15 protein-coding genes and 2 pseudogenes are annotated in these 23,562 nt (G+C 38.5%); 10 read left to right on the top strand and 7 right to left on the bottom strand.

Annotated features, from left to right (window positions below):
* Positions 1 to 78: 78 nt before the first annotated feature.
* Both H6G06_RS06195 and H6G06_RS06190 read left to right on the top strand, forming a co-directional pair.
* Positions 79 to 430, top strand: a pseudogene (locus H6G06_RS06195) (ATP-binding cassette domain-containing protein); the annotation flags it as partial.
* A gap of 259 nt (positions 431 to 689) precedes the next feature.
* On the top strand, positions 690 to 4,877 hold the full coding sequence (locus tag H6G06_RS06190) for an ExeM/NucH family extracellular endonuclease (protein ID WP_242039602.1): 4,188 nt from the start codon (positions 690 to 692) through the stop codon (positions 4,875 to 4,877).
* A gap of 55 nt (positions 4,878 to 4,932) precedes the next feature.
* Here the strand turns inward: H6G06_RS06190 and H6G06_RS06185 are convergent, their stop codons facing one another.
* Together H6G06_RS06185 and H6G06_RS06180 are read right to left on the bottom strand one after the other, a co-directional pair.
* On the bottom strand, positions 4,933 to 6,522 hold the full coding sequence (locus H6G06_RS06185) for a B12-binding domain-containing radical SAM protein (RefSeq protein WP_190558094.1): 1,590 nt from the start codon (positions 6,520 to 6,522) through the stop codon (positions 4,933 to 4,935).
* A 355-nt stretch (positions 6,523 to 6,877) separates the two neighbouring features.
* On the bottom strand, positions 6,878 to 8,431 hold the full coding sequence (locus tag H6G06_RS06180) for a DNA methyltransferase (protein WP_199306590.1): 1,554 nt from the start codon (positions 8,429 to 8,431) through the stop codon (positions 6,878 to 6,880).
* 152 nt (positions 8,432 to 8,583) lie between these two features.
* Between H6G06_RS06180 and H6G06_RS06175 the strand changes: the two genes are divergently transcribed.
* From H6G06_RS06175 to argJ, 3 genes are all read left to right on the top strand, one after another.
* Positions 8,584 to 9,960, top strand: a complete 1,377-nt coding sequence (locus H6G06_RS06175) for a helix-turn-helix domain-containing protein (RefSeq protein WP_190558092.1) — start codon at positions 8,584 to 8,586, stop codon at positions 9,958 to 9,960.
* 289 nt (positions 9,961 to 10,249) lie between these two features.
* On the top strand, positions 10,250 to 11,728 hold the full coding sequence (gene gatB / locus H6G06_RS06170) for an Asp-tRNA(Asn)/Glu-tRNA(Gln) amidotransferase subunit GatB (RefSeq protein WP_190558090.1): 1,479 nt from the start codon (positions 10,250 to 10,252) through the stop codon (positions 11,726 to 11,728).
* Between the two features lie 525 nt (positions 11,729 to 12,253).
* Positions 12,254 to 13,495: a bifunctional ornithine acetyltransferase/N-acetylglutamate synthase gene (argJ, locus tag H6G06_RS06165; RefSeq protein WP_190558088.1), complete on the top strand. Its 1,242-nt coding sequence runs from the start codon at positions 12,254 to 12,256 to the stop codon at positions 13,493 to 13,495.
* 114 nt (positions 13,496 to 13,609) lie between these two features.
* Here the strand turns inward: argJ and H6G06_RS06160 are convergent, their stop codons facing one another.
* A complete protein-coding gene (locus H6G06_RS06160; RefSeq protein ID WP_190558086.1) occupies positions 13,610 to 14,131 on the bottom strand; it encodes a DUF29 family protein in 522 nt (173 codons plus the stop codon).
* 217 nt (positions 14,132 to 14,348) lie between these two features.
* Positions 14,349 to 14,984: a class I SAM-dependent methyltransferase gene (locus tag H6G06_RS06155; RefSeq protein ID WP_190558084.1), complete on the bottom strand. Its 636-nt coding sequence runs from the start codon at positions 14,982 to 14,984 to the stop codon at positions 14,349 to 14,351.
* A gap of 94 nt (positions 14,985 to 15,078) precedes the next feature.
* Here H6G06_RS06155 and hemH point away from each other — a divergent pair, with 94 nt between their 5' ends.
* Positions 15,079 to 16,245 (top strand): ferrochelatase, encoded by a 1,167-nt coding sequence (gene hemH / locus H6G06_RS06150; protein ID WP_190558082.1) that lies wholly within the window; start codon positions 15,079 to 15,081, stop codon positions 16,243 to 16,245.
* A 47-nt stretch (positions 16,246 to 16,292) separates the two neighbouring features.
* Here hemH and H6G06_RS06145 read toward each other — a convergent pair whose 3' ends face one another.
* Entirely contained in the window at positions 16,293 to 16,844 is a 552-nt protein-coding gene (locus tag H6G06_RS06145) for a DUF4126 domain-containing protein (protein WP_190558080.1), read from the bottom strand.
* A gap of 684 nt (positions 16,845 to 17,528) precedes the next feature.
* The gene (gene purB, locus H6G06_RS06140; RefSeq protein ID WP_190558078.1) at positions 17,529 to 18,824 is read right to left on the bottom strand and encodes an adenylosuccinate lyase; all 1,296 of its coding nucleotides are present in this window, start codon (positions 18,822 to 18,824) and stop codon (positions 17,529 to 17,531) included.
* A gap of 293 nt (positions 18,825 to 19,117) precedes the next feature.
* On the opposite strand from purB, the gene H6G06_RS06135 reads away from it, so the two are divergent.
* A complete protein-coding gene (locus H6G06_RS06135) occupies positions 19,118 to 19,909 on the top strand; it encodes an RNA polymerase sigma factor SigF (protein ID WP_190558536.1) in 792 nt (263 codons plus the stop codon).
* Between the two features lie 542 nt (positions 19,910 to 20,451).
* Here the strand turns inward: H6G06_RS06135 and bchD are convergent.
* Positions 20,452 to 22,470, bottom strand: coding sequence for a magnesium chelatase ATPase subunit D (bchD, locus tag H6G06_RS06130; protein ID WP_190558076.1), 2,019 nt, complete (start codon positions 22,468 to 22,470; stop codon positions 20,452 to 20,454).
* A gap of 119 nt (positions 22,471 to 22,589) precedes the next feature.
* Here bchD and H6G06_RS06125 point away from each other — a divergent pair, with 119 nt between their 5' ends.
* From H6G06_RS06125 to H6G06_RS06115, 3 genes and pseudogenes are all read left to right on the top strand, one after another.
* Positions 22,590 to 22,808: a response regulator gene (locus H6G06_RS06125; protein ID WP_190558074.1), complete on the top strand. Its 219-nt coding sequence runs from the start codon at positions 22,590 to 22,592 to the stop codon at positions 22,806 to 22,808.
* Positions 22,809 to 22,844: 36 nt separating this feature from the next.
* Positions 22,845 to 23,015, top strand: a complete 171-nt coding sequence (locus H6G06_RS06120) for a hypothetical protein (RefSeq protein ID WP_190558072.1) — start codon at positions 22,845 to 22,847, stop codon at positions 23,013 to 23,015.
* A 294-nt stretch (positions 23,016 to 23,309) separates the two neighbouring features.
* Positions 23,310 to 23,537, top strand: a pseudogene (locus H6G06_RS06115) (Uma2 family endonuclease); the annotation flags it as partial.
* Between the last annotated feature and the right edge of the window lie 25 nt (positions 23,538 to 23,562).

The following is a 23,562-nucleotide window of genomic DNA, read 5'->3' as shown; positions in this document are numbered from 1 at the left end:
CAAAACCCTTGCGGTTGCTTCACTCCGCTACGCTCCGTTCGCAATGACATACCTTGAAATTTTCCCGCCTACCTACTTATTTCTTTTCAAGAAGCACAAGCAAAAGCCGCAGCAATGTTAACAACAGTGGGGTTAGGAGAAAGATTGAATTATTATCCTGATCATCTTTCTGGGGGACAAAAACAACGGGTAGCGATTACCTCCGGTACGCTACGCGAACGCACGTGCTTTGGTACTTCATCCCAAGTTAGTTTTAGCAGATGAACCGACAGCAGCTTTAGATAGTAAGTCTGGTAGAGATGTGGTTAATTTAATGCAGCAATTAGCAAAAGAACAAGGTTGTACTATTTTGTTAGTTACTCATGATCATCGGATTTTAGATATTGCAGGTCGGATTGTAAAAATGGAAGATGGATATTTGCTAACTTAGTGATTAAATACCAACAATATTTTCAGAACTACGAATTATAAAACCCTAATTATTGAGGGTGTTAATGCTAATAGTATCAATACGGCATGATATTAACCATTATTAACCATTATTTTAACTATTTCCTAGCTATTTCTTAATATTGCTGAGATAACCTGATTATGGATACAAAAATTCACAGCAAATAAGTAGGAATGCGGTTGTTTTTTAGCACGCATTAGAAATCGCTGTACATAAAACACAATCTTTAAGGATATTCATGGCTGCTACAATTCTTAATCCCGGTGATATTGCGATTATTGGTTACATCACTAATGGTATTCCTGATGTATTTTCATTCGTAAACTTCGTACCAATTAGTGCAGGTACAGTAATTTATTTCACTGATAATGGTTGGACTGGTACAGGTTTTAGAGGTTCATCTGCAACTGACGGTGATGGTAATGAAAATCTAATTCAATTTATAGCTAACAGTGATATTGCTGCTGGTACGGTTATTAGTAGCATTGATATTTCTGCTGATTTTAATTGGACAAAAACAGGGCAAATTGGTACTACTACCGCAGGTAGCTATAATGACCTGTCTTTTAGTCAATCTGGAGAACAAATAGCCGCATTTCAATCTACCAATACATCTAACCCGATGAATTCGGGAATTACAGGTATATATCAAATTGATAACACTGCTACTTTTGAAGATGCGACCAGTTCCACAAGCGGGAGTGTAATTACAGGATTATCTCAAGATAGTAACACCGCAGTTTTATTCAATAGTTCTGCTACTTATGCCGCTTTTAATCTCAACACTTTAAGCAGTGGAACAAAAAATGACTGGATAGCAGCAATTAATAATTCAGCAAATTGGACTTTTAATAATTCTGGAACTGCTTTACCAACTAATAGTATTAGCATTTCTAGTGGTGTAATTAACCCAGTTGCAACTGATCTTTTCATTTCCGAATATGTTGAAGGTAGCAGCTTTAATAAGGCTATAGAAATTTTTAATGGCACAGGTGCAGCGATAGATTTAGCTGCAAGTGGTTATAAACTTGAATTCTATTTCAATGGCAATACAAATCCAGGAACAACTATTAACTTAACAGGGACAGTTGCTAATGGTGATGTATTTGTTGTGGCTGATAATGATGCTGTTGCCGCTATTTTAGCAGTTACAGATCAACAATCGACTAGTAACTTTTTTAATGGTGATGATGCGATCGCTCTCAAGAAAGGTGATATTATCATTGATGTAATTGGTCAAGTTGGATTTGACCCCGGTAGTGAATGGGGAAGCGAATTAATTAGTACAGCAGATAATATAATACGCCGCAAATCAAATATCATTGCTGGAGATACTAATCCTAACGATGCTTTCAACCCTTCTATAGAATGGGAAGGCTTTACTCAAGATACTTTTAATGGATTAGGTAGCCACACAATCGGCGGAGGTGGACAACCTACACCAACTCTAAATTTAACAATTACTCCTGATAATTTCTCAGAAATTGCAGGAGTAAATGCAGCCACAGGTACAATTACTCGCACAGGTGATACAAATAACGCCTTGACTGTCACCTTAAATAGTAACGACACCACAGAAGCAACAGTTGCAACCACAGTAATTATTGCTGCTGGACAAAATAACGCCACCTTTGCGGTCAATGCTGTAGATGATGCTGTGGTAGATGGTTCTCAAAATGTGACCATTACAGCAACTGCAACTGGCTTTATTGATGTTACCGCTGATGTCACAGTTACAGATGATGAATTTGCTATTACCAAAATTCATGATATTCAAGGTAATGCTACAACTTTCAATGCTGCTTTTGGTGGAATTCAAACCATAGAGGGTATTGTTGTTAGTGCTTTCCTTGGTGCTTCTCAACTCAACGGCTTTTATGTCCAAGAAGAAGATGCAGATGCTGATGGTGACTCTACAACCTCAGAAGCTATCTTTGTTTATGATCCTACAGGCTTATTTTCTGGTAACGTTGGTGATCAAGTCCGCATTACCGGAACCGTAGGAGAATTTACCAGCACCAGCAGCGGTATTAGCAGCAGCTTAACTCAACTTTCGAGTTTAACCAATGTTGTAAATTTAGGTGCTAACAACTTACCCACTGTTACTAATATTCAGTTTCCTGTTACTAGCATTGCAGACTTAGAAAGCTATGAAGGAATGCTAGTTAATGTGAGTGCGGGAACTGGTGATTTAACAGTTACTGAACATTTTCAATTAGGTCGTTTTGGCCAAGTTGTACTTTCCGCAATCGGTGCTAGTAATCAACTTGGTACAGATGGCAGACTAGAACAATATACTCAATTTAATGCTCCTAGTGTCAGTGGATATGCTGCTTATCTAGAAGAGATTGCTAACCGTCGCATTATCCTTGATGATGGTCGTTCTACTCAAAACCCTGACCCGATTTTATTCGGTCGTGGTGGTAATCCTCTCAGTGCTACCAACACCTTACGCGGTGGTGACACAGTATCTAGCGTCACTGGAGTTTTAGACCAGCGTTTTGAAGGTTATCGCATTCAAACTTCCACAGGTGTTAACTTTACACCAGCTAATTCTCGTCCAGAAACAGCACCGGATGTAGGTGGTACAATCAAAGTTGCTAGTTTCAACGTTCTCAACTTCTTTAATGGGAATGGTACTGGTGGTGGTTTCCCTACTTCACGGGGTGCAGATACCTCCGCAGAATTCACACGTCAACGAGACAAAATTATCCAAGCCATTATCAACTCTGGGACTGATGTTCTCGGATTAATGGAAATAGAAAATGATGGTTATGGTTCTACCAGTGCGATTCAAGATTTAGTTAATGGACTCAATGACGTTGCTGGTGCGGGAACTTATGCTTTTATCAATCCGGGGATTTCCCAACTAGGAACTGATGAAATTGCGGTGGGGATGATTTACAAACCCGGTCAAGTTACTCCCATTGGTTCAGCAGTGACAGTAGCTAACGGTTTCGGACAAGGAGCATTTGATAATAATAACCGCAAACCTCTAGCGCAGACTTTCTCACAAAACTCGACTGGTGAACAATTTACAGCCGTTGTTAATCACTTTAAATCTAAAGGTTCAAGTGCTGGAGGTGTGGGTGATGCTGATGCGGGAGATGGTCAAGGTTTATCTAATGGTACTCGTACCCGTGCATCTGAAGATTTAGCTGCATGGTTAGCGACAAACCCCACAGGTACATCTGACTCTGATTACTTGATTTTAGGCGACCTCAACGCCTATGCTCAAGAAGATCCGTTGACAACTCTGGCAAATGCAGGATATACCAATCTGCTTGCTGATACCTCTTATTCTTACGTCTTTAATGGACAGTGGGGTTCTTTGGATCATGCTTTAGCTACTGGCAGTTTAGCAGCACAGGTGACGGGGGCGGAAAAATGGCATATTAACGCCGATGAACCAAATGTTTTAGACTATAACACTGAGTTTAAATCAGGAGGACAACAAACCAGTTTATATAATCCTGATCAATTCCGTGCTTCTGACCATGATCCGGTTATTGTAGGATTGAATCTCTACACTGCTCAAAATCCCACTAACATTAACCTCAGTGAAAGTAGTGTAAGTGAAAATGTTCCTGTTGGTACTGTAGTAGGAACTTTCACAACTATTGATCCTAATTTGAATGATTCCCATACTTACAGTTTAGTAACTGGAAACGGAAGCACTGATAATGGTGCATTTACGATTAGCAATAACCAACTTTTGCTCAATGTTTCTCCAGATTTTGAGTCTCAGTCTAGTTACAGTATTCGCGTGCGGACTACTGACCAAAGTAATTTGATTTACGAGCAGGAATTGACTGTTACCATTAACGATGTTGATGATACGCCTTCAGGTTTAACTATCATTGGTTCTCATCGTGCTGATATTCTCATCGGTCGTCAAGATGATGATAGGATTTCAGGACTTAATGGTAATGATATTATTTTGGGACTCAATGGTAGCGATCGCATCAATGGTGGTCATGGTAAAGATATTCTCGTCGGTGGTAATGATGCAGATTTCTTTATCTATCAGGATTTTAGTGATTCAATTTTAGGAAAGAGTGATCTAATTCATGATTTTAACCCGGAAGAGGGCGATGGCGTTCCGCCCACCGGAGGTGATCGCATTGTCCTAAATAATCTACCCACAGCCGTATTCAATGCTGGGATTTTGTCAAGAAAGACTTATTCTACCTTGGGTGCAGCCCTTGATGCTGTTTATACTGATGTTGATCCCAACACTCTGGGAAATCAAGCATTAGATGTCAATCAAGCGGTATTCTTAGGTTGGAATCAAAAAACTTATCTGTCAGTTAATGATGGCTTGACTGGTTTTAATGCCAATAGTGACTTGTTGATTCAGCTGTTAGGAAAACTGGATACCGTGACTACTGAAACATTAACACCCAATAATTACTTCACTGTTTAATTTCTAATTAAAACTCCACACCTCAAAGTGAGTGTGTGGAGTTTTGTGATTGAAACTAAACTAAAACTTGCGCTTTTTCTTCTTCAAGTTTGACCTTAGCTTCTGCTTTCAGAAACTCAGCAACTTGAGCTTCAATTTCATCCCGCACAATTTGACGGTATTCCAAAAAATGCTCAATTTGAGCGCAAACAGATAAATAACTACTAATACCACCAGGATTATGTTTGTACATATTCCACAAATTGCGCCAAAATTGCCAACGGGTATTACGTAATGCACCTTGTCGCCAGCAAATAGTTAACAACGCCCGCAATACTTTCCAATTCACTTGTTTTTTCGCACGTTTGCCTTTTTTTGGATAAGTTGCTTCACCTAAAATGCGGAAGTGACGATAAGCACGGTCTAAAAATCGTGATGGTTCGTATAGTTCCCAAAACGCTTCTACATATTCACTAGCAATTTCTTCTAAAGGCCGTGTAGGGACAAAATTCATCAATGTGGTTTGATTGATATTGGCAGATTTACTGCGGAGTCGGTTTTCCTTTTCTAATCTATGCCACAATGCTGTATCAGGTAAGGCTTGCAGCATACTAAATAAAGCGGTGGGAATTGATGTTTGTTCCACAAATTTAACGATTCTTCTCCCAGCACCTGTTTTTTCGCCATCAAAACCAATAATAAAACCTGCCATGACTCTCAACCCGGAGCGTGTAATTTTATGTACAGCTTCGCTGAGGGAATCTCGCGTATTTTGGAATTTTTGCGTAAAAGCCAGGCTTTCTTCGTCTGGGGTTTCAATTCCCAAGAACACAGACCCGAAATTACATCTTACCATTGCATCCATCAATTCTTGGTCTTGGGCTAAATCAACGGAAGCTTCTGTTGCAAAAGAGAAAGGATAATGATGTGCAACCATCCAAGGTTGGAGTTCTTTCAGGAATAATTTGACGTTGCGTTTATTGCCGATGAAATTATCATCTACCATGAAAATACTGCGTCGCCAACCTAATTCGTAAAGATAATCAAGTTCTGCGAGGAGTTGCGCTGGTGTTTTGGTGCGGGGTTTGCGACCATAGAGGACGATAATATCACAGAATTCACACTGGAAGGGACAGCCACGGGAAAACTGCACCGACATTTCCGCGTAAGCATCAAATTCCAGCAAGTCAAAACGCGGAATGGGAGTGGTGCTAACATCTGGTTTTTCACCACCAGAGCGAAACATCCCTGAAGACTCACCACGGGAAATTGCATCTATAAATAATGGTAGGGTGATTTCTCCCTCATCCAAAATCAAATAATCTGCACCCACGTCTGTGACTTCGTTGGGTAATGCTGTCGGGTAAGGACCACCTACTGCGACACGCTTACCGCGCCGTTTTGCTTCTTGAATCTGTGCAAGCAAATCCTCTTTCTGCACAATCATCGCTGATAAAATTACCAAATCCGCCCAAGCCCATTCTGCTTCTGTGATTTGGCGAATATTCCGGTCTACTAGCTTAAAATTCCATTCTTGGGGTAAAATAGCCGCTACTGTCACCAAGCCCAGAGGTGGTAACATTGCCTTTCTATCTAGCAAAGCCAGGGTTTTTTCAAATGACCAAAAACTTTTGGGAAATAGCGGATATACAAGTAAAACATTCATTATCTTAATGGCAAATCTGAATTTTGCTGATGGGTTTATTTTCAACCAAGACTGAAAAACGTTGTTAATTGTTCATGTTACAGATAATAATATCTGAAATTCGGTCAAAAATAATGTCAAAGCGATGTGATACAATATAATACAATAACAAGAAAATTAATTTCTCGTCATAGCAATTATGACTTATAACGACGTAATTACACAGATAGGAAACAACTAGACCTATTTCTGAGTTATGGGAGAGAATTGAAAGTGAATAATATAAACTCTATCTCAATTATTATAAATAAATATAAAAAAATGTTGGTTTTCCTATTGTCAACCCAACCTACTTAAAAGTTATTTGTTATATTTATCAAATATCTAAATCCATCTTTATTTGCACTCCCACTTCTTTTTGTTTTTCAGCACTTTTTACAACTTCATAACTTAAACGAATATTTAATCTTTGGTTATTTTCAATAATATCTTGAACTGTGATTATCTGAATTTTATCACAACTATGACTCATGTATTTACTCTGATAAAAACCAGCAGATTTGGCAGTTTTAAGCATTTCTTTAGTAGGAATTTCTAAAGTTATAAATATTGCTATACTGGCATTTTCTAGCGTCATTGTTCCTAATAAATCTCGGATATCTCCTGATTTTACTTTTCCAGATTTTACTTGAAAAATTACCTTCTCTGGTTCATTTTTATCACCTTGGAAATAAACAATTCCATCTACTCCTTTATCTGCACCTTTTTTAGTATTAATGACTGCTCGGTTATTAGTATAAGTTAAGATTGCCCATTTTTCAAACTCTTTACGGGTGCGATCATCTACTTTATTTGCTAATGCTCTTGCGCTTTCTATATCTTTAGGAATACCATGCAGTTTTATAGTATCTAAAACTCCTTTACCAAAGCTATCTTCCAATCTTTTTAAGACTAAACTAATACTTTGATAAGTTATATCTATTCTTATCCATTGTCGATCTAATTTTTGACAAACTGCAACGGTTGTACCACATCCACAATAGGCATCTAATACTATATCATTTTCATTAGAACTGGCTTTAATTATTCTTTCTAATAATGATTCTGGTTTCTGTGTTGGATAACCTAGTCTTTCTTTTGCAGAAGGATTAAGAGCTTGAATATCTATCCACCAATCATTAGGTAAAACACCTTTATCTAAATAGTATCTGTATTCTTTACCATTTTTAATATTTCTTTGATATTTATGACCAAATTCATCTTCCAAAACAGGTTCGTGCATAGTGGAAGTATCTCTTTTCAGTCTAACTAAATTATCATTAAATAATCTGTTTTTTGATTTACAATAATATAAAATTGTATCGTGTTTTCTAGGATAAAAATTATTCGATCTCCCACCAGTTTCATAACACCAAATAATTTCATTAATTGAATCTCCACCATTAGGGCAAAAAACAGCATCTAAGACTAACTTTAAATAATGACTTGCAGTAGGATCACAATGTAAATAAAAACTTCCTGTGGGTTTCAAAACTCGATGAATTTCTGTTATCCTTAAAGTCATACTTACTAAATAAGCTAGTAAACTTCCTTTTCCTAAAACATTACTTAAACCTGTAATTAAAGCAATACATTGTTGAGTAAATAAACTATGATAATTAGTAGTAATTTCATCTATTCCATGAATAGCGTGATCATCCCATTCCCAAGTATCAATAAATGCTTGAGCTTGTGCTTTATCTTCTGAACCAATATTGTTATAAATTTGATTGTAATTACGTTTAGAATTAAAAGGAGGATCAATATAACACAAGTCAACAGACTCATCTTTTATATAACGTCTTAAAACTTCTAAATTGTCTCCATAATAAAGTTGATTAACCAGTGTTTTCATCAAATGATTTAACTTGACTACACCTTGATTAATCATTTTTATACTAAATTACTTTTTTGTCATACCTGAAAATCCTTGATATTACTTGATAGTTTATTAAAAAGTATTAAGTAAATACCTGAAAAAACCTGATAATCTGAAAACCAATTGAGTTATAATAGCTAAAAGTATTGACAAATCTAAGTTTTATGACTGTTACAGAAATTTTACAATTTGTAGATAATTTAGTATTTACTAAGACTGATAAACATTTAGATGATCTTCAACAAAAGATAATTGAAGAACTTTTTAAAGGTAAAACTTATAAGCAAATTGCAAATATTTATGATTATGATGAAGGTTATATTGGTGATGAAAGCAGGAAGTTATTTAAGATTTTGTCGGAATCCTTAAATGAAGATATTAAAAAAAATAATTTTTGTTCTACATTAGAAAGGGTATATATTAAATCATCTCCAAATTCTTTAAATATTTATAATATACATGGCAATAATAATAGTTTTTATCATACAAAAACATCAGATCAACCTAATAAAAAATATCAAGAAAGTAATATAAATACTCAATCTAAACCTGCTTACCATGATTTAACTTTAGCACCTAAAATTCATAATTTTTATGGACGAAAAAAAGACTTAGAATATTTATCTAATTGGATATTAAATCAACACACTCCTTTGATCTCTGTTTTAGGATTATCTGGGATTGGTAAAACAACCATAGTTAAAAGATTTGTTGATATAAATTTACAACAATTTGAAGTTATTATTTGGAGAAGTTTAAAATTCCCTAAATCCCTAAATTTACTTATTGATGATTTATTGAATGTTTGTAAACAAGAACCCAAAGAAATTATAGATGATAAATTAAAGCAATTATTTGATATTCTTAAAGATAAAAGATGTTTAATTATTTTAGATGATTTAGAAAATATCTTTATTCATCGTCAATATTCAGGAAAATATAAACATGAACATCAAGATTATCAAACCTTCCTGCAAATGATTACAGTAATAGAACATCAAAGCTCTATCATTTTAATTAGTCAGGAAAAATGCCAAGAAATGATATCTCTAGACAGTGAACTTTATCCTAGTCATTGTTTAGAATTATCAGGATTAGGTGATGCAGCTACAGAAATATTAAAAAATCAAGGATTGAAAAATCAGGAAGTTTGGTTAGAATTAATCAACTTATATGAAACTCATCCTAAATATTTACACTATATCAGCATCTTAATTAAAGATGTATTTCAAGGTGAAGTTTCTGAATTTCTCCAAGAAAGATGTTTGATATTAACAGAAGATATTAAATCTCAACTTGATGTAATGTGGATGAAATTAACAGATGTGGAAAAACAAATTATGGTGAAAATTAGTCAACAAGATCAACCTGTATCTAGAAATGGTCTCAAAGCATCCTTATCATTATCATCAACCGATATAATTAACGGATTACAGTCATTAACGAGAAGATTTTTATTAACCAAATTAGAAAGTGATGAAAAATTATTTCATCTCTCCCCCATTTTGAGAGAATATTGTAAGTATTCAGTAATGGAGTGATAAGATCCCCGACTTCTTTTATTATCGTGTCAATAAATTGTGAATTGATGACAGAAGTCGGGGATCTGGGTATCAACAAATTTTCTAGCTGAATACATATACTTTTAAACTATCAAACAACAATTTTCATTCTTATTATACTCTTATTTTTCTCCTTTTCTTCCTTAGCGACTTTGCTCCTTAGTGTCTTTGCGCGAAACCAAATCAATAATCAGATAATTAACTATCCTAGATCAAGAACAAAACCGCTAAAATAGTACCCTAAAGAAAAATCATCAAAAATGGTAATATGACCACAGCCACACCCGTAAAAACAGAATACGAAGCAATAATCGGTTTAGAAACCCACTGTCAACTCAGCACCAACACCAAAATCTTCTCCAACAGTTCCACCGCATTTGGTGCTGATCCCAACACCAACATTGACCCGGTGTGTATGGGTTTACCTGGAGTTTTACCCGTACTCAACGCCAAAGTCTTAGAATATGCAGTCAAAGCAGGTTTAGCATTAAATTGTCAAATCGCTAGATATAGCAAATTTGACCGTAAACAGTATTTTTATCCTGATTTACCCAAAAACTATCAAATTTCTCAATATGACTTACCCATAGCCGAACACGGTTGGATAGAGATTGAATTAGTAGATGATGCTGGCAACCCAACCCGCAAACGCATTGGTATTACCCGTCTGCACATGGAAGAAGATGCGGGAAAACTCGTACACGCAGGAAGTGAAAGGCTTTCCGGTTCTAGTTATTCTCTCGTAGACTATAACCGCGCAGGTGTTCCGTTGGTCGAAATTGTTTCTGAACCTGATTTGCGTACTGGACAAGAAGCGGCTGAATATGCCCAAGAATTACGCCGGATTGTACGGTATCTTGGTGTCAGTGATGGCAATATGCAAGAAGGATCTCTGCGTTGCGATGTGAATATTTCCGTTCGTCCTGTGGGAAGAAAGGAATTTGGGACGAAGGTAGAAATCAAAAATATGAACTCCTTCAGCGCCATCCAAAAAGCGATAGACTATGAAATTGAGCGCCAAATTGCTGCAATTGAAGCTGGAGAAAGGATAGTTCAAGAAACTCGTCTTTGGGAAGAAGGTTCACAACGTACTAGCAGTATGCGGGTTAAAGAAGGTTCTAGCGATTATCGTTACTTTCCCGAACCTGATTTAGCGCCTATCGAAGTTACTGATGTAGAGTTAGAAACTTGGAAAAGTGAATTACCAGAATTACCCGCGCAAAAACGCCATCGTTATGAAAGCGAGTTGGGACTTTCTGCCTATGATACACGAGTCTTGACAGAAGATAGTTCGGTAGCTGAATATTTTGAAAGTGCCATAGATGCTGGTGCAAATCCCAAAGCTGCTGCTAACTGGATCACTCAAGATATCGCTGCTTATCTGAATAAGCAAAAACTCACCATTTCCGAAATTGCACTGACTCCTGTTAATCTTGCAGATGTAATTACTCGCATTGAAACTGGTAAAATTAGCAATGCTCAAGCTAAGGAAAAACTAGCAGATTTACTAAGTGGTGTTTCTCCTGAAAAAGCTTTTGCAGGTCAGGAATTAATTAGTGATCCTACCGTACTAGAACCCATTATTGATCAAGTCCTAGAAGAAAACCCCCAACAACTAGAAAAGTATCGTGGTGGTAATGTAAACCTCAAAGGTTTCTTTGTGGGACAAGTGCTGAAAAAGACAAATAAACGTGCTGATCCTAAACTGACTAATGAGTTAGTTGAAAAGAAACTTAACGCAAATTAGCGTAAAACCACTTTATAGCAAGGAACTCAAGTTCCTTGCTAATAGCTAAAGTCATCTAAAAGATGACTAAATAATCTCAATACTATAGCAACGGACAAGGCAGTTAGGATGCTACAACTTAAACACTAGAATACTTTTAACACTGTCACCTGTTCCCTGTCACCTACTATATGTTAATTTGATGAAATCCTTAAACTTGGGTTGACAAAACATTACCTAAAAGTGTATTGTGAGACACCCAAAAAAGAAAAAAATTTGGTTAAATTTCATCAAAAAATTCTCAAAAAGGGGCTTCACCCCTCACGCTAAAAATGTTATACTGTGATAAGTAGATGCACCCTGATGATTTGGAGAGCTATTCAATGGCTCTCTTTTTTAGTTTTTTTTTACTCAGTAATAATACAGCTATTGAGTTTAATATGCGTTTGGAAGCCAAATTAATTCCCATCTGGTGCAAGATTGTCATGAACAGATAAACTCACAATAAGAAGAAATAGGCGATATATATAGTTGTGGGGGAAGATTATGGCAGACTGGCAAGAAATTACTGGTGGTGTCACAGCAGTGAGGGGATATCGAGCAGCGGGAATTACAGCTGGACTCAAACCTTCGGGATTGCCGGATTTAGCGTTAATATTATCAGATGTGGATGCGATCGCTGCTGGTGTATTCACCACTAGCCACGTTAAAGCCGCTTGTGTGGACTATTGCCGTCAACGCTTACAAGCCAAGCATAGCGCCAGAGCCATACTTTGTAACGCTGGCCAAGCCAACGCAGCCACAGGTAGTCAAGGTATGAAAGATGCGCTAGAAAGTGCAGACTTATTAGCCAAAGAATTGGGTATTTCCCCGGAAGCTATTTTACTGGCTTCTACTGGTGTAATTGGTCAAAGAATTAAAATGGATGCTTTGCGGGGTGGTATACCCAAGCTAGTAGCCGCACTTTCAGAAGATGGATCGGATGCAGCCGCAGGAGCAATTATTACCACAGATTTAGTCACAAAATCCATTGCTCTAGAAACAAGTATAGGCGATCGCCCCGTGCGAATTGGTGGCATTGCCAAAGGTTCAGGGATGATACATCCTAACATGGCCACCATGCTGGCATTTGTCACCTGTGATGCTGCTGTTTCCTCCACCCTGTGGCAACAAATGTTAACACGAGCAGCAGATAGAAGTTTCAATTCCATCACCGTTGATGGTGATACCAGCACCAATGATAGCTTAATTGCCCTAGCTAACGGTGAATCTCGCACCCCAGCAATTACGGAAATGGGTCCAGAAGCCGAGAAATTAGAGGCGATGTTAACAGCAGTATGCCAGCATTTAGCCAAAGCGATCGCTCGTGATGGTGAAGGTGCAACCTGTTTAGTAGAAGTGCAAGTCAGTGGTGCAAACGATGAAACCGCAGCAAGACAAATCGCCAAAACCATTGCAGGGTCTTCTTTAGTTAAATCTGCAATCTTTGGCCGTGATCCCAACTGGGGAAGAATTGCTGGTGCTGCTGGCCGTGCAGGAGTAGCCTTTGAACAGGATAACCTGCAAATTAAAATCGGAGATTTTCTCCTGATGGAAAATGGTCAACCTTTACCTTTTGATAAAGCATCTGTTAGTGCATATTTAAAACAAGCCGCCGCAGGTGCTTATCTGAAAGAGGATACAGTATTAATTTCCGTTAGCATCGGTAACGGTCACGGAACAGGTCAAGCTTGGGGTTGTGATTTGACTTACGACTACGTGAAAATTAACGCTGATTATACAACTTAGTTTAAAGCCCCCCTTTTTAAAGGAATAACAGTTTTAAAACCCCCCTTTTTAAGGGAGTGCAGACCGTTAAAGCCCCCCTTTTTAAGGGGGGTTGGGGGGATCAAACTTTAACTTTTATTGTTTACTATTGATCCAATCTTCTCCACCAGGTAACTCTATTAACATCTGTGTTACAGCCGCAGATAAATTTTTAGCAACATGAGAATAAGTTAAATCTAAAAATTTCAATGCAGTTTGAATCAATTCATTTCTATTGACAATTTCTGATAGTTTAAATTGACTATATGCACCATTAAAAACTTCCTCACTAGCATCAGCGATCGCATCTTCAATCACTTCTTCTAAAATTAAATTTTCCCATTCATCACGATTCACATAATAGGATTTTTTATTTTCCTTGAGATTCACCTTTTGAATTTCTCTAATAGAATTACGAATAGAGCTTACCCAAGAATTAGTTAGTCTCTGTTCAACTTGATTTTTAATCAAATGAAGCAGCAGAATTCTTAGATAAGATTCAATATTACGCAAAATAGCTTGTTTACTCATCCCCTCTAACTCATCCACAATTGCCAAAGCATCTGCATAGCGTTTCTCGATGATGCTTGTTCTCAGGTCTACTAATTCTTGAGTCATTTTAATTAACCTCAACCTAAAAACTATCTTAGTAAGAATTCAGGAGTCAGGCTTCGCCGTGAGCGTCAGCCGAACGGAGTCAGGAGTCAGAATTTTTAATGAATCAGTGGATGATCAAATAGTGAGTTTAGATGTAAACTTAAAAACCTAACTGCTGACCGCTGTTTCTCAGATGCTTACCTTTCTAATCCTAATTATATAATCAGTTGCCAGTTATTTAATTTTGACTTTTGACCTTCCCTTGTATCACCTGTAGACTACCACCAGCATATAAAATAGGTTCACCGACATCAAACCCATTTTCTCTTAACAAACCAGGTAAATCAGTTTTCAATAGCTCCCAAGCCGTTTCAGTTTCAAACAACCAGAAAAACACCAACAACCCAGGCCAAAATAAGGGATTTGTGGGAGGATGAAAATCCACCAAAGTAAACACTCCCCCTGGCTTTAATACCCGATGAACCTCTTGAATGATTTTTCTTAATTGTTCAGGTTGCATTTCATGTAAAGCCGCGCTAGTATGCACAACATCAAAAGAATTATCTGCAAAAGGCATATCCTCCGCGAACGCTTCCACATAAGTAGCATTAGGCACATTATTTTTTGCCCGTTGTAAAGATAATGGGGAAGCATCCAAACCTGTAACATTTTGTGATAATTTCACCAAAAAATCCGTCGCTTGACCACTACCACAGCATAAATCTAGAATTTTAGTATCTGAGTGCAGCGTTAAGCCTTGCAAAGCAAGTTGGCGGAAACGCCCTTCACCACCCACACTCAGGGCTGCTAACTGGGAGATGCCATCATATAGCCATTGATAGCGGTAACTCAAGTCTCTAAAAATTGTTGCCATTGCATCTTTCCTGCTGATAAAGCTTTATATTTAATTAAAGATATATTGTTAACATTAGTAAAAAAATTGTAAGGATTGGGGGAAAGTAACTGCTATGGGTCGTGTAGGCGTATTATTACTCAATCTCGGTGGACCTGATAAATTAGAAGATGTCGGTCCATTCTTATATAACCTGTTTTCTGATCCAGAAATTATTCGCCTACCATTTCGATGGATGCAAAAACCTCTAGCTTGGTTTATTGCGACGCGGCGCACGAAAACATCTCAAGAAAATTATAAGCATATTGGCGGGGGTTCACCACTGCGGCGCATTACCGAAGAGCAAGGGGAAGCCTTAAAAGCACAACTGGATGCAATGGGTAAAGCAGCGAATATCTATGTGGGAATGCGTTATTGGCATCCATACACAGAAGAAGCGATCGCTCAACTCGCACAAGATCACATTGAAAAGTTGGTAATTCTGCCACTTTACCCCCAATTTTCTATCAGTACCAGTGGTTCTAGCTTCCGGCTGTTAGAAAAGCTTTGGCAGGAAAATCCCCAGCTTCAGCCCCTTGAATATACCGTCATTCCCTCGTGGTACAAACAACCGGGCTACTTGCAAGCAATGGCAGAACTAATCATTGAGCAACTTAATCAATTTCCTAATCCTGATCAGGCACACATCTTCTTTAGCGCCCACGGCGTTCCTAAAAGCTATGTTATCGAAGCCGGAGACCCTTATCAGCAAGAAATTGAGGAATGTACTCAGTTGATCATGCAAACCCTCAACCGCCCCAATCCCCACACATTAGCTTATCAAAGTCGTGTTGGTCCTGTAGAATGGCTGCAACCTTATACTGAGGATGCCCTGAAAGAACTGGGTGCAAAAGGTGTTAAAGATTTGGTAGTTGTGCCGATCAGTTTTGTTTCTGAACACATCGAAACACTGCAAGAAATTGATATTGAATATCGGGAAATAGCTGAAGAAGCAGGAATTCACAACTTCCGACGTGCTGCTGCTCCCAACACTCATCCGGTATTTATTAAAGCACTGGCAGACTTGGTGAATGAGTCTTTAGAAAAACCTAACCTCAAACTCTCCCAAGTTACCCAGATGAAGAAAAGGGTAAAAATGTATCCTCAAGAGCGTTGGGAATGGGGTTTGACAACTAGCGCCGAAGTCTGGAATGGTAGAATTGCCATGTTAGGTTTTATCGCCTTGATCATCGAAATAGTAACCGGTCGGGGCTTACTCCATGCCATAGGGCTTTTACAGTAGGTTACAGGTTATAGGTTACAGAAAGAAATTAACCTATTCCCCATTCCCTATTCCCTATTCTGGCGATTTTCCCAGTACCACTGATACCACTGTTTAGCACTACGAATTGCCAACCAGAGGAGGGTTAAAGCAATTAATCCTCCTTGCCAGGGGGCATCGAGAGCAAAAAGTACCAGTACAATACATAAGCTATCTTGAAGAAAAACTGCCCACAAGGGCAAGCCACGCAAGCGATAAAACCAACCTAACTGAACTAGCTGGAGTACCAAAGCCAACAAACCGCCAATTAAGGCAATTATCCAACTTGGCAATTCTGTTGCCGATGCTACAGCTAACCCCATAATTGCTCCTACTATGGGAGACAAAAATAATTGCACCAATTGTAATATTCTCTGCCCACCGAACTTTTTGGAAGCAAATAGCTCAAATAGTGACCAACTGGTAAATAAAGCGAGTAAAACATAGGGTGAAATACGTGATAAAACGGGAACTTGAGACCAGAGATTACTGCCTTGTAACAGGCCAATGATTAGCAAGGGTGTACCTAATCTCATTCCTGCTGCGGCTCCCGCAGACAATGCGGCAAGGATTTCAATCATGGAAATATCCCAGTATTAATAAATGAACAAAGGGAGGTTATGAATATTTAGTCTTTCTGGAAATAGTTTTTGTACAAAATTGACATTAATCACTGTGTTCATAATAGATACTAAGACACCCCATTGATACTTTATATAAACAGTTGTAGTCTATAGTTCTAAGGTTTGGGTAGATTTAATAGCGTTTTTCAGTCTAATGAAGTACACACCAATTTATTCTCTGTTCCCTAAAACTAAAAAACTTTGTACCTCACTAGCATGGGAACTGCTATAACAGCAAGTTTAAATTTTCCATTTCTGGGAATAAACCAGAAAATTTGTCATGAAGACAGTAATTTGTTTTGTAATAAAGTATTATAAAATACAAACTATATGACATAAGTTTTGATGAGGATGTGGGGACAATACTTGTCGGTTAAGCTCAAAACAATGAAATTATGTAGGTTGGGTTGAAGAACGTATTCCTTCGGGACACTACGTGTTTGCAAAGCGTGCTGTAAGCATACACATAGTATGCCGAAGCCATAACCCAACATTTGCAAGGGTTTGTTGGGTTTCACTTTGTAGCCTACGGGATCTTGCTACAACCCAACCTACTAAAATCCTTAACCGAACAGTATTGGATTAGGGATAGCATTAGAAGCGTGGTGTTTCACTTCTAGTTCGACTCCTAACTCCTGAATTTTAAATTCCCAATCGTTGATAAACCTGATCTAAATGTCTGAGATGTTGCTGTGGATCAAAACAGGCATCTATTTCTGCTGCTGACAACTTTTGAGTAACACGGGGATCTTTGCTAATCAAATCGCGGAAATTGCCTTCCGGTTTGTTCCAAGCAGTGTGGGCGCTTTGTTGAACAATCGCGTAAGCTTCTTCACGGTTAAGTCCTTTGTCGATTAAAGTCAACAGAACTTTTTGGCTGAAAACTACGCCACCATAGCAGTTGAGATTCCGTTCCATGTTCTGGGGATAAACCAGCAGATTTGTCACCAAGTCGGTGATTTCATGCATCATAAAGTGAGTTAAAATGCAAGCATCTGGTAAAACTACCCGTTCTACGGAACTGTGAGAAATATCTCTCTCGTGCCATAAAGCGACGTTTTCTAAAGCTGCACCTGCATGACTTCTCACCAGTCGCGCCATCCCCGTGAGTCTTTCTGACCGGATGGGGTTGCGTTTGTGCGGCATGGCACTGGAACCTTTTTGACCTTTGGCAAAGAATTCTTCAACTTCCAAAACGTCGGTTTTTTGGAGATTGCGGATTTCTACAGCAAAGCGTTCAATGGATGCGGCAACCAGGGCTAACTGCTGCACATAATCGGCATGAATATCGCGGGAAATAACCTGTGTTGAGGCAGTATCGGGTTTGAGTCCGAGTTTTTGACAGGCGATCGCTTCTACACGAGGTTCGATATTCGCATAGGTTCCCACCGCCCCGGAAATCTTACCTACAGCTATAGTTCCCCGGAGGATTCGTAAGCGTTCTTGGTGTCGCAACACTTCTGCTAACCACCCGGCCAACTTAAAGCCAAAAGTCATGGGTTCAGCGTGAATACCATGCGATCGCCCAATCATCACAGTATAACGATGTTCTCTGGCCTTGTTGCGAATTGCCTGTATTAAATCTTCTAATCGTTGCAACAAGATATCCAAACTAGCGACTAATTGCAGTGCTAAAGCCGTATCCAGCACATCCGAACTAGTTAAACCCAGGTGAATATAACGTCCAGCATCACCTACATATTCATTGACATTTGTCAAGAATGCAATCATATCATGGCGAACTTCCGCCTCAATTTCCAGCACCCGCTTCGGGTCAAAATTCGCCTTGGCTTTAATTTCCGCCACCGCTTCTGAAGGAATGTAGCCTAATTCTGCCTGGGCTTCACAAACAGCAATTTCTACTTGTAGCCAGGTTTGTAGCTTATAGGCTTCGCTCCACAGATTGCCCATTTCGGGCAAAGTATAACGCTCAATCACATTCGGGCATATAATACAACCGTCATATTTTACATTTTAATTAGAGTATCTAATTCAATAGTTGTGGGGAATAGGCAATAGGTGATAGGGAATGGAAAACTCCTTGACCAACAACTATCAGTTTAATATCCTGCTTACTAAGCATTATTACGTAAGTATGCGTTGAAACGGATTTTAAATTCAGTGAAACAACGATGGCTTATTTAGTGTTAGCTAGAGAAAATAATTACAGCTTTAAAAAAATTATACTAAATCCATTCTTCGGGAAAAGGGATTACTACAAAGGAATTGATATGGCAAAAAGTGAGTCCTCTGTGCAGTTTGATGGTATAGAGCTATTACACTTATACCACCAAAATCCTTCTATTAAACTGCGTAACCAACTGGTAGAGATACATAAGGGTTTAGTACGGAAGATGGCTTATAAGTTTATACATCTATGTCATGAACCTTATGAAGATTTAGAACAAATTGGTTATTTTGGGTTAATAAGGGCTATTGAACGGTTCAATCCTAACCACGGATATGCCTTCAGTTCCTTTGCCGTACCTTATATTCGCGGTGAAATATTGCATTTTTTGCGCGATCGCTCTACTTTACTCAAGATCCCCCGACGTTGGCAAGAACTTTACAATGAGGGGCAAAAAATTCGTAAAGAATTAACATCTTCTTTAGGCCGTCCTGCCAAAGATACGGACATTGCGGGCAAACTTCATATTTCTTTACAAGAATGGCAAGAATGCAAATTAGCGAATCAAAACCGGATGCCTTTGAGTTTAGATGCTACTCCAGGGAACTATGTTGATTATCAAATCACTTTGGGTGATTTGCTTCCCTGTCCCCGTAGCACTATGCTTCAGCAACAAGAGGAAGAAAGACTGCAACTACAAGGGGCCATGAGTATGTTAGATGATAAACCCCGCATGGCGGTTGAGTTGATACTGGTAAATGAATTTACCCGCAAGGATGCGGCTAAGAAAATTGGTGCTAGTCCGATGACAGTCACGCGGTATCTGCACAAAGGTATTCAAGATTTGATTTGCTATTTGCAACCACAACCTGAGTCAGAGGTGCTGAGTGCTTAATTATTCTTCATCTGAATCAGGATTTACAAGATTAAAGGATGAACAGGATTTGTTTTCATCGTCACATCCTGTAAATATTTCAATCCTCAAAATCCTGATTCTGACAATATATACTATATACTATCTAGGTTTTATCTAGGTTTTATCTAGGTTTTATCGAAAAAATTGGATCTAAAACCGGACTTCGTCCCGCTACGCTAACGCCTTTTCAGGCAAAAAGTCTTTGGAGCGGGGTATAAATCCCCGTTTCAAAAACTGCCTCCTGCCTCCGTTAATACACATTAAAAATTAGCAAAACTAGATCCCCGACTTCTTTTTTGATCCTGTAAATAAATTATAATTTGGTGTCAGAAGTCGGGGATCTATCTATTGATGTTAGTGACAGAATTCCTGTAACTTTAGGTCAAGTTCGTTCTTGGTCTGTGCCAAAATAATCATGAATTAGAATCAGGATTTACAAGATTAGAGGATGAAGAGGATTTATTTTCACCTTCACATTCTGTAAATCCTTAAATCCTCAACATCCTGATTCTGATCATAGACTACTTTGATTTTATATCAGCGATCGCTCCTCTAGTCATAGCAGCAATTGCTTTATCAGTCGCTTTCGGTAAGTGATAATATTTACCTCCGGCTGTCTTAGCTAATTCCTTCGCAAAACCAGTAGAGACAAACTTACTTTCCGTATCAATTACGAGTAATTGCATACCGGAAGCCCGAATTCTCCCCGCAATATCTAGTAATTCGGCTTTAATATCAGGCTTTTCTCCTGGTTCCTGGGGTTCACCTAAAGAACGAGCTAAAGGAATATTACCCCGTCCATCAGTAATTGCCACGATAACAACCTGACCAATATCTCCACCCATTTGAGCATTTATCCCCACTCGCACCGCTTGAGTTAAACCATGTGCTAAAGGTGAACCACCACCACAAGGTAATCTTTCTAACCGATTTTTAGCTAAAGCAATGGAACGGGTAGGAGGTAATAAAACTTCTGCTTGTTCACCCCGGAAAGGAATTAAAGATATTTGATCACGATTTTGATAAGCTTCGGTTAAAAGCTGCATGACCGCACCCTTAGCAGATTGCATTCGGTTTAAAGCCATTGAACCTGAAGCATCAACCACAAACACCACTAAAGCGCCGGCTTTTCTCACCAACCGCTTAGAACGGATATCTCCCTGTTCGACAATGACTTTTTTATCTGGTTGTCTAGCTCGTCGTGCTTTTTGATACGGTGCTGCGGCTCGCAATGTGGCATCTACGGCTATACGTCGTGCTTTACCTTTAGGGATCATCGGCTTGATGTAACGTCCCCTGTCGTCTGAGAAGATAATACTGCGACTACCAGATTTACCTTGCCGTTGTGCCATCTGGGTAAAATAAAGCACTTCAGGATCAAGGATTACCCCTTCAGGATCAAAGATAAACTCTTCGGGAATATCAGGTGGTTCTTGCTGTTCCTGTTCTTCCTGTTGTTCTTCCTGTTCTTCTTGTTCTTCTTCTTGCTGTTCTTCTGAGTCGTCTTGACTTTGGGGTGGTGGGGGAGGTGGTGGTGGTTGGTCTGGTGGTGGGGTTTGAACTATCGTTGTTCTAGGAACTATGACTAATTCTACAGCGCGACGCAAGTCTTCAGCGTTGACGGTGTTGCGTCCTTCTAAAGCTGCTGCGGCTTTTGCAACGCGTACCGAAAATAATTCTGCGCGATGTCCTTCCACACCACCACGAATAGCTTCATTGACAAGATAGGTAATTTGTTCTTGGGTGATGGTGACTTCTTTTAACCATTCCCGTGCGAGGAGAATTTGAGTTTTGAGTGAGTCGATGTCTTCGCTGTATTGTTGCAGGAATTCTGTGGGAGACTTAGAATAAGCGATCGCCTGTTCTACTGCTTGAACCCTTTGATCTAAACCCAGAACTCCATCTGCTGAAAGTGCGATCGCAATTCTATCAAGTAAATGCTCTCTTAACGCTCCTTCCTCCGGGTTGTAAGTCGCAATAAACAACGGTTTACAAGGATGTTGAAAGCTGATCCCTTCCCGTTCAATTTGGTTGCGTCCGTCAGATAATACAGCTAAAAGTTGATTACTAATTTGGTCATCTAATAAATTAATTTCATCCACATACAAAACACCTCGGTTAGCTGTGGCCAGTAACCCTGGTTGAAATACCGTATCACCCTGTTTAACCGACTGTTCCACATCCACAGAACCTAAAAGTCGGTCTTCTGTTACACCAAGGGGGATTTGTACAAAAGGTGCAGGGATAATTTCTGTTTCTATCTCCTGTCTTTCCTCAGCCAAGAGTTGATCATCCCATTCTTCCGGGTGGTTCGGGTCACAGTTGCTAAGTGAATCTTTAACAACTTCAATAGGTGGTAATAAAGCGTGAATGGCACGCGCCATCACAGATTTAGCCGTACCGCGACGGCCTGCAATTACCACACCCCCCAAAGCGGGATCTACTGCTGTTAATAGCAAAGCTATTTTAATTGCTTCTTGACCGACTACAGCCGTCAGCGGAAAAGCAGTCATTGTCGGGGTAATAGTAGGCGCGGGCATTGTTTCTTTAATAGTTATTATATTGTTAGCATAGCAATTTCTGGTGCATTTTTATCTATAAAGTCTGCACACACAGATTTTTAACGCAGGTATACCTCCTGATTACGGAATTATTTATTATGACGAGAATCAAAGTTTTAATTATTGAACATGCTAAGTTAACTACGGCAAAAATTAAAGAAATCATCAATAGGAGCAATATTTTAGAAATCATAGAAGCTAAAGATGGACAAACAGGTATAGAATTATTAACTGAAAATGCTGATAATCTTGCTTTGATTATAGTTGGTTTGTATCTACCTAAAATTAACGGTAAATATGTAATTGAATATATCTAGAATCATAAAAATTTATATTTTATTCCTTTAATTATTATGCTTCAATCAGACCCTCATGACTTATATGAAACATTGAAAGATCAAGAATTAGTGCAAAGAATCATTGAGAAAACTGGCAATTTTGGTGTTTTAATCAAACCTTTTACTAATGAGCAGTTTCGTATAGCATTAAAAGAGGCAATTGATAAAAGAACAAAAGTGCAATAATATGATTTTTTAAACGAATTGCAGACGCAAAAAGAACACCGATAAAAGATTTTTAGAAATATAAAAAATAAATTTTTCCAAAAGGAGTGATTCATGGATATTATCCAAACTAAACGCTTGACTTTAGAAGAATATCATCAACTTATATAAATAGGCTTTTTTCATGATAATGATCAGATTCAATTAATCAATGGAGAAATTTAGGACTTACGCAAGATTGAACTCAAAACCTGATTCTTGCGTAGGGGTAATTCATGAATTACCCCTACTTCCGTTCTGTTTTGCGTAAGTCCTGAAATTATAGAAATGGTCTCAACAGGTAGAGCGAATGAAACCTGTTTGCATAGATTGTTGGGAGAACTTCGCACACTTGTAGGAAACAAAGCAACTTTGCAATCTCAAGCTCCTATTACTCTACCACAAAAAAGCGAACCAGAACCAGATTTTGCTATTATCAACAATCGTGATGATCATTATTTATCTGCTCATCCCACACCTGATAGGGTGTGGAATGTAGTGAAGAAGATCATTCTTTTTCCGATACCCT

It is taken from the genome of Anabaena sphaerica FACHB-251 (assembly GCF_014696825.1).
Classification (GTDB): Bacteria; Cyanobacteriota; Cyanobacteriia; order Cyanobacteriales; family Nostocaceae; genus RDYJ01.
This window is presented reverse-complemented; position numbering and strand designations above follow the sequence as displayed.

Coding starts and splice junctions, on each gene's coding strand:
- H6G06_RS06155 (WP_190558084.1), bottom strand. CDS start 14,984: ATGGCAACAATTTTTAGAGACTTGAGTTACCGCTATCAATGGCTATAT.
- H6G06_RS06190 (WP_242039602.1), top strand. CDS start 690: ATGGCTGCTACAATTCTTAATCCCGGTGATATTGCGATTATTGGTTAC.
- H6G06_RS06180 (WP_199306590.1), bottom strand. CDS start 8,431: ATGATTAATCAAGGTGTAGTCAAGTTAAATCATTTGATGAAAACACTG.
- hemH (WP_190558082.1), top strand. CDS start 15,079: ATGGGTCGTGTAGGCGTATTATTACTCAATCTCGGTGGACCTGATAAA.
- H6G06_RS06145 (WP_190558080.1), bottom strand. CDS start 16,844: ATGATTGAAATCCTTGCCGCATTGTCTGCGGGAGCCGCAGCAGGAATG.
- argJ (WP_190558088.1), top strand. CDS start 12,254: ATGGCAGACTGGCAAGAAATTACTGGTGGTGTCACAGCAGTGAGGGGA.
- H6G06_RS06135 (WP_190558536.1), top strand. CDS start 19,118: ATGGCAAAAAGTGAGTCCTCTGTGCAGTTTGATGGTATAGAGCTATTA.
- H6G06_RS06185 (WP_190558094.1), bottom strand. CDS start 6,522: ATGAATGTTTTACTTGTATATCCGCTATTTCCCAAAAGTTTTTGGTCA.
- H6G06_RS06125 (WP_190558074.1), top strand. CDS start 22,590: ATGACGAGAATCAAAGTTTTAATTATTGAACATGCTAAGTTAACTACG.
- H6G06_RS06160 (WP_190558086.1), bottom strand. CDS start 14,131: ATGACTCAAGAATTAGTAGACCTGAGAACAAGCATCATCGAGAAACGC.
- H6G06_RS06175 (WP_190558092.1), top strand. CDS start 8,584: ATGACTGTTACAGAAATTTTACAATTTGTAGATAATTTAGTATTTACT.
- gatB (WP_190558090.1), top strand. CDS start 10,250: ATGACCACAGCCACACCCGTAAAAACAGAATACGAAGCAATAATCGGT.
- bchD (WP_190558076.1), bottom strand. CDS start 22,470: ATGCCCGCGCCTACTATTACCCCGACAATGACTGCTTTTCCGCTGACG.
- H6G06_RS06120 (WP_190558072.1), top strand. CDS start 22,845: ATGCTTCAATCAGACCCTCATGACTTATATGAAACATTGAAAGATCAA.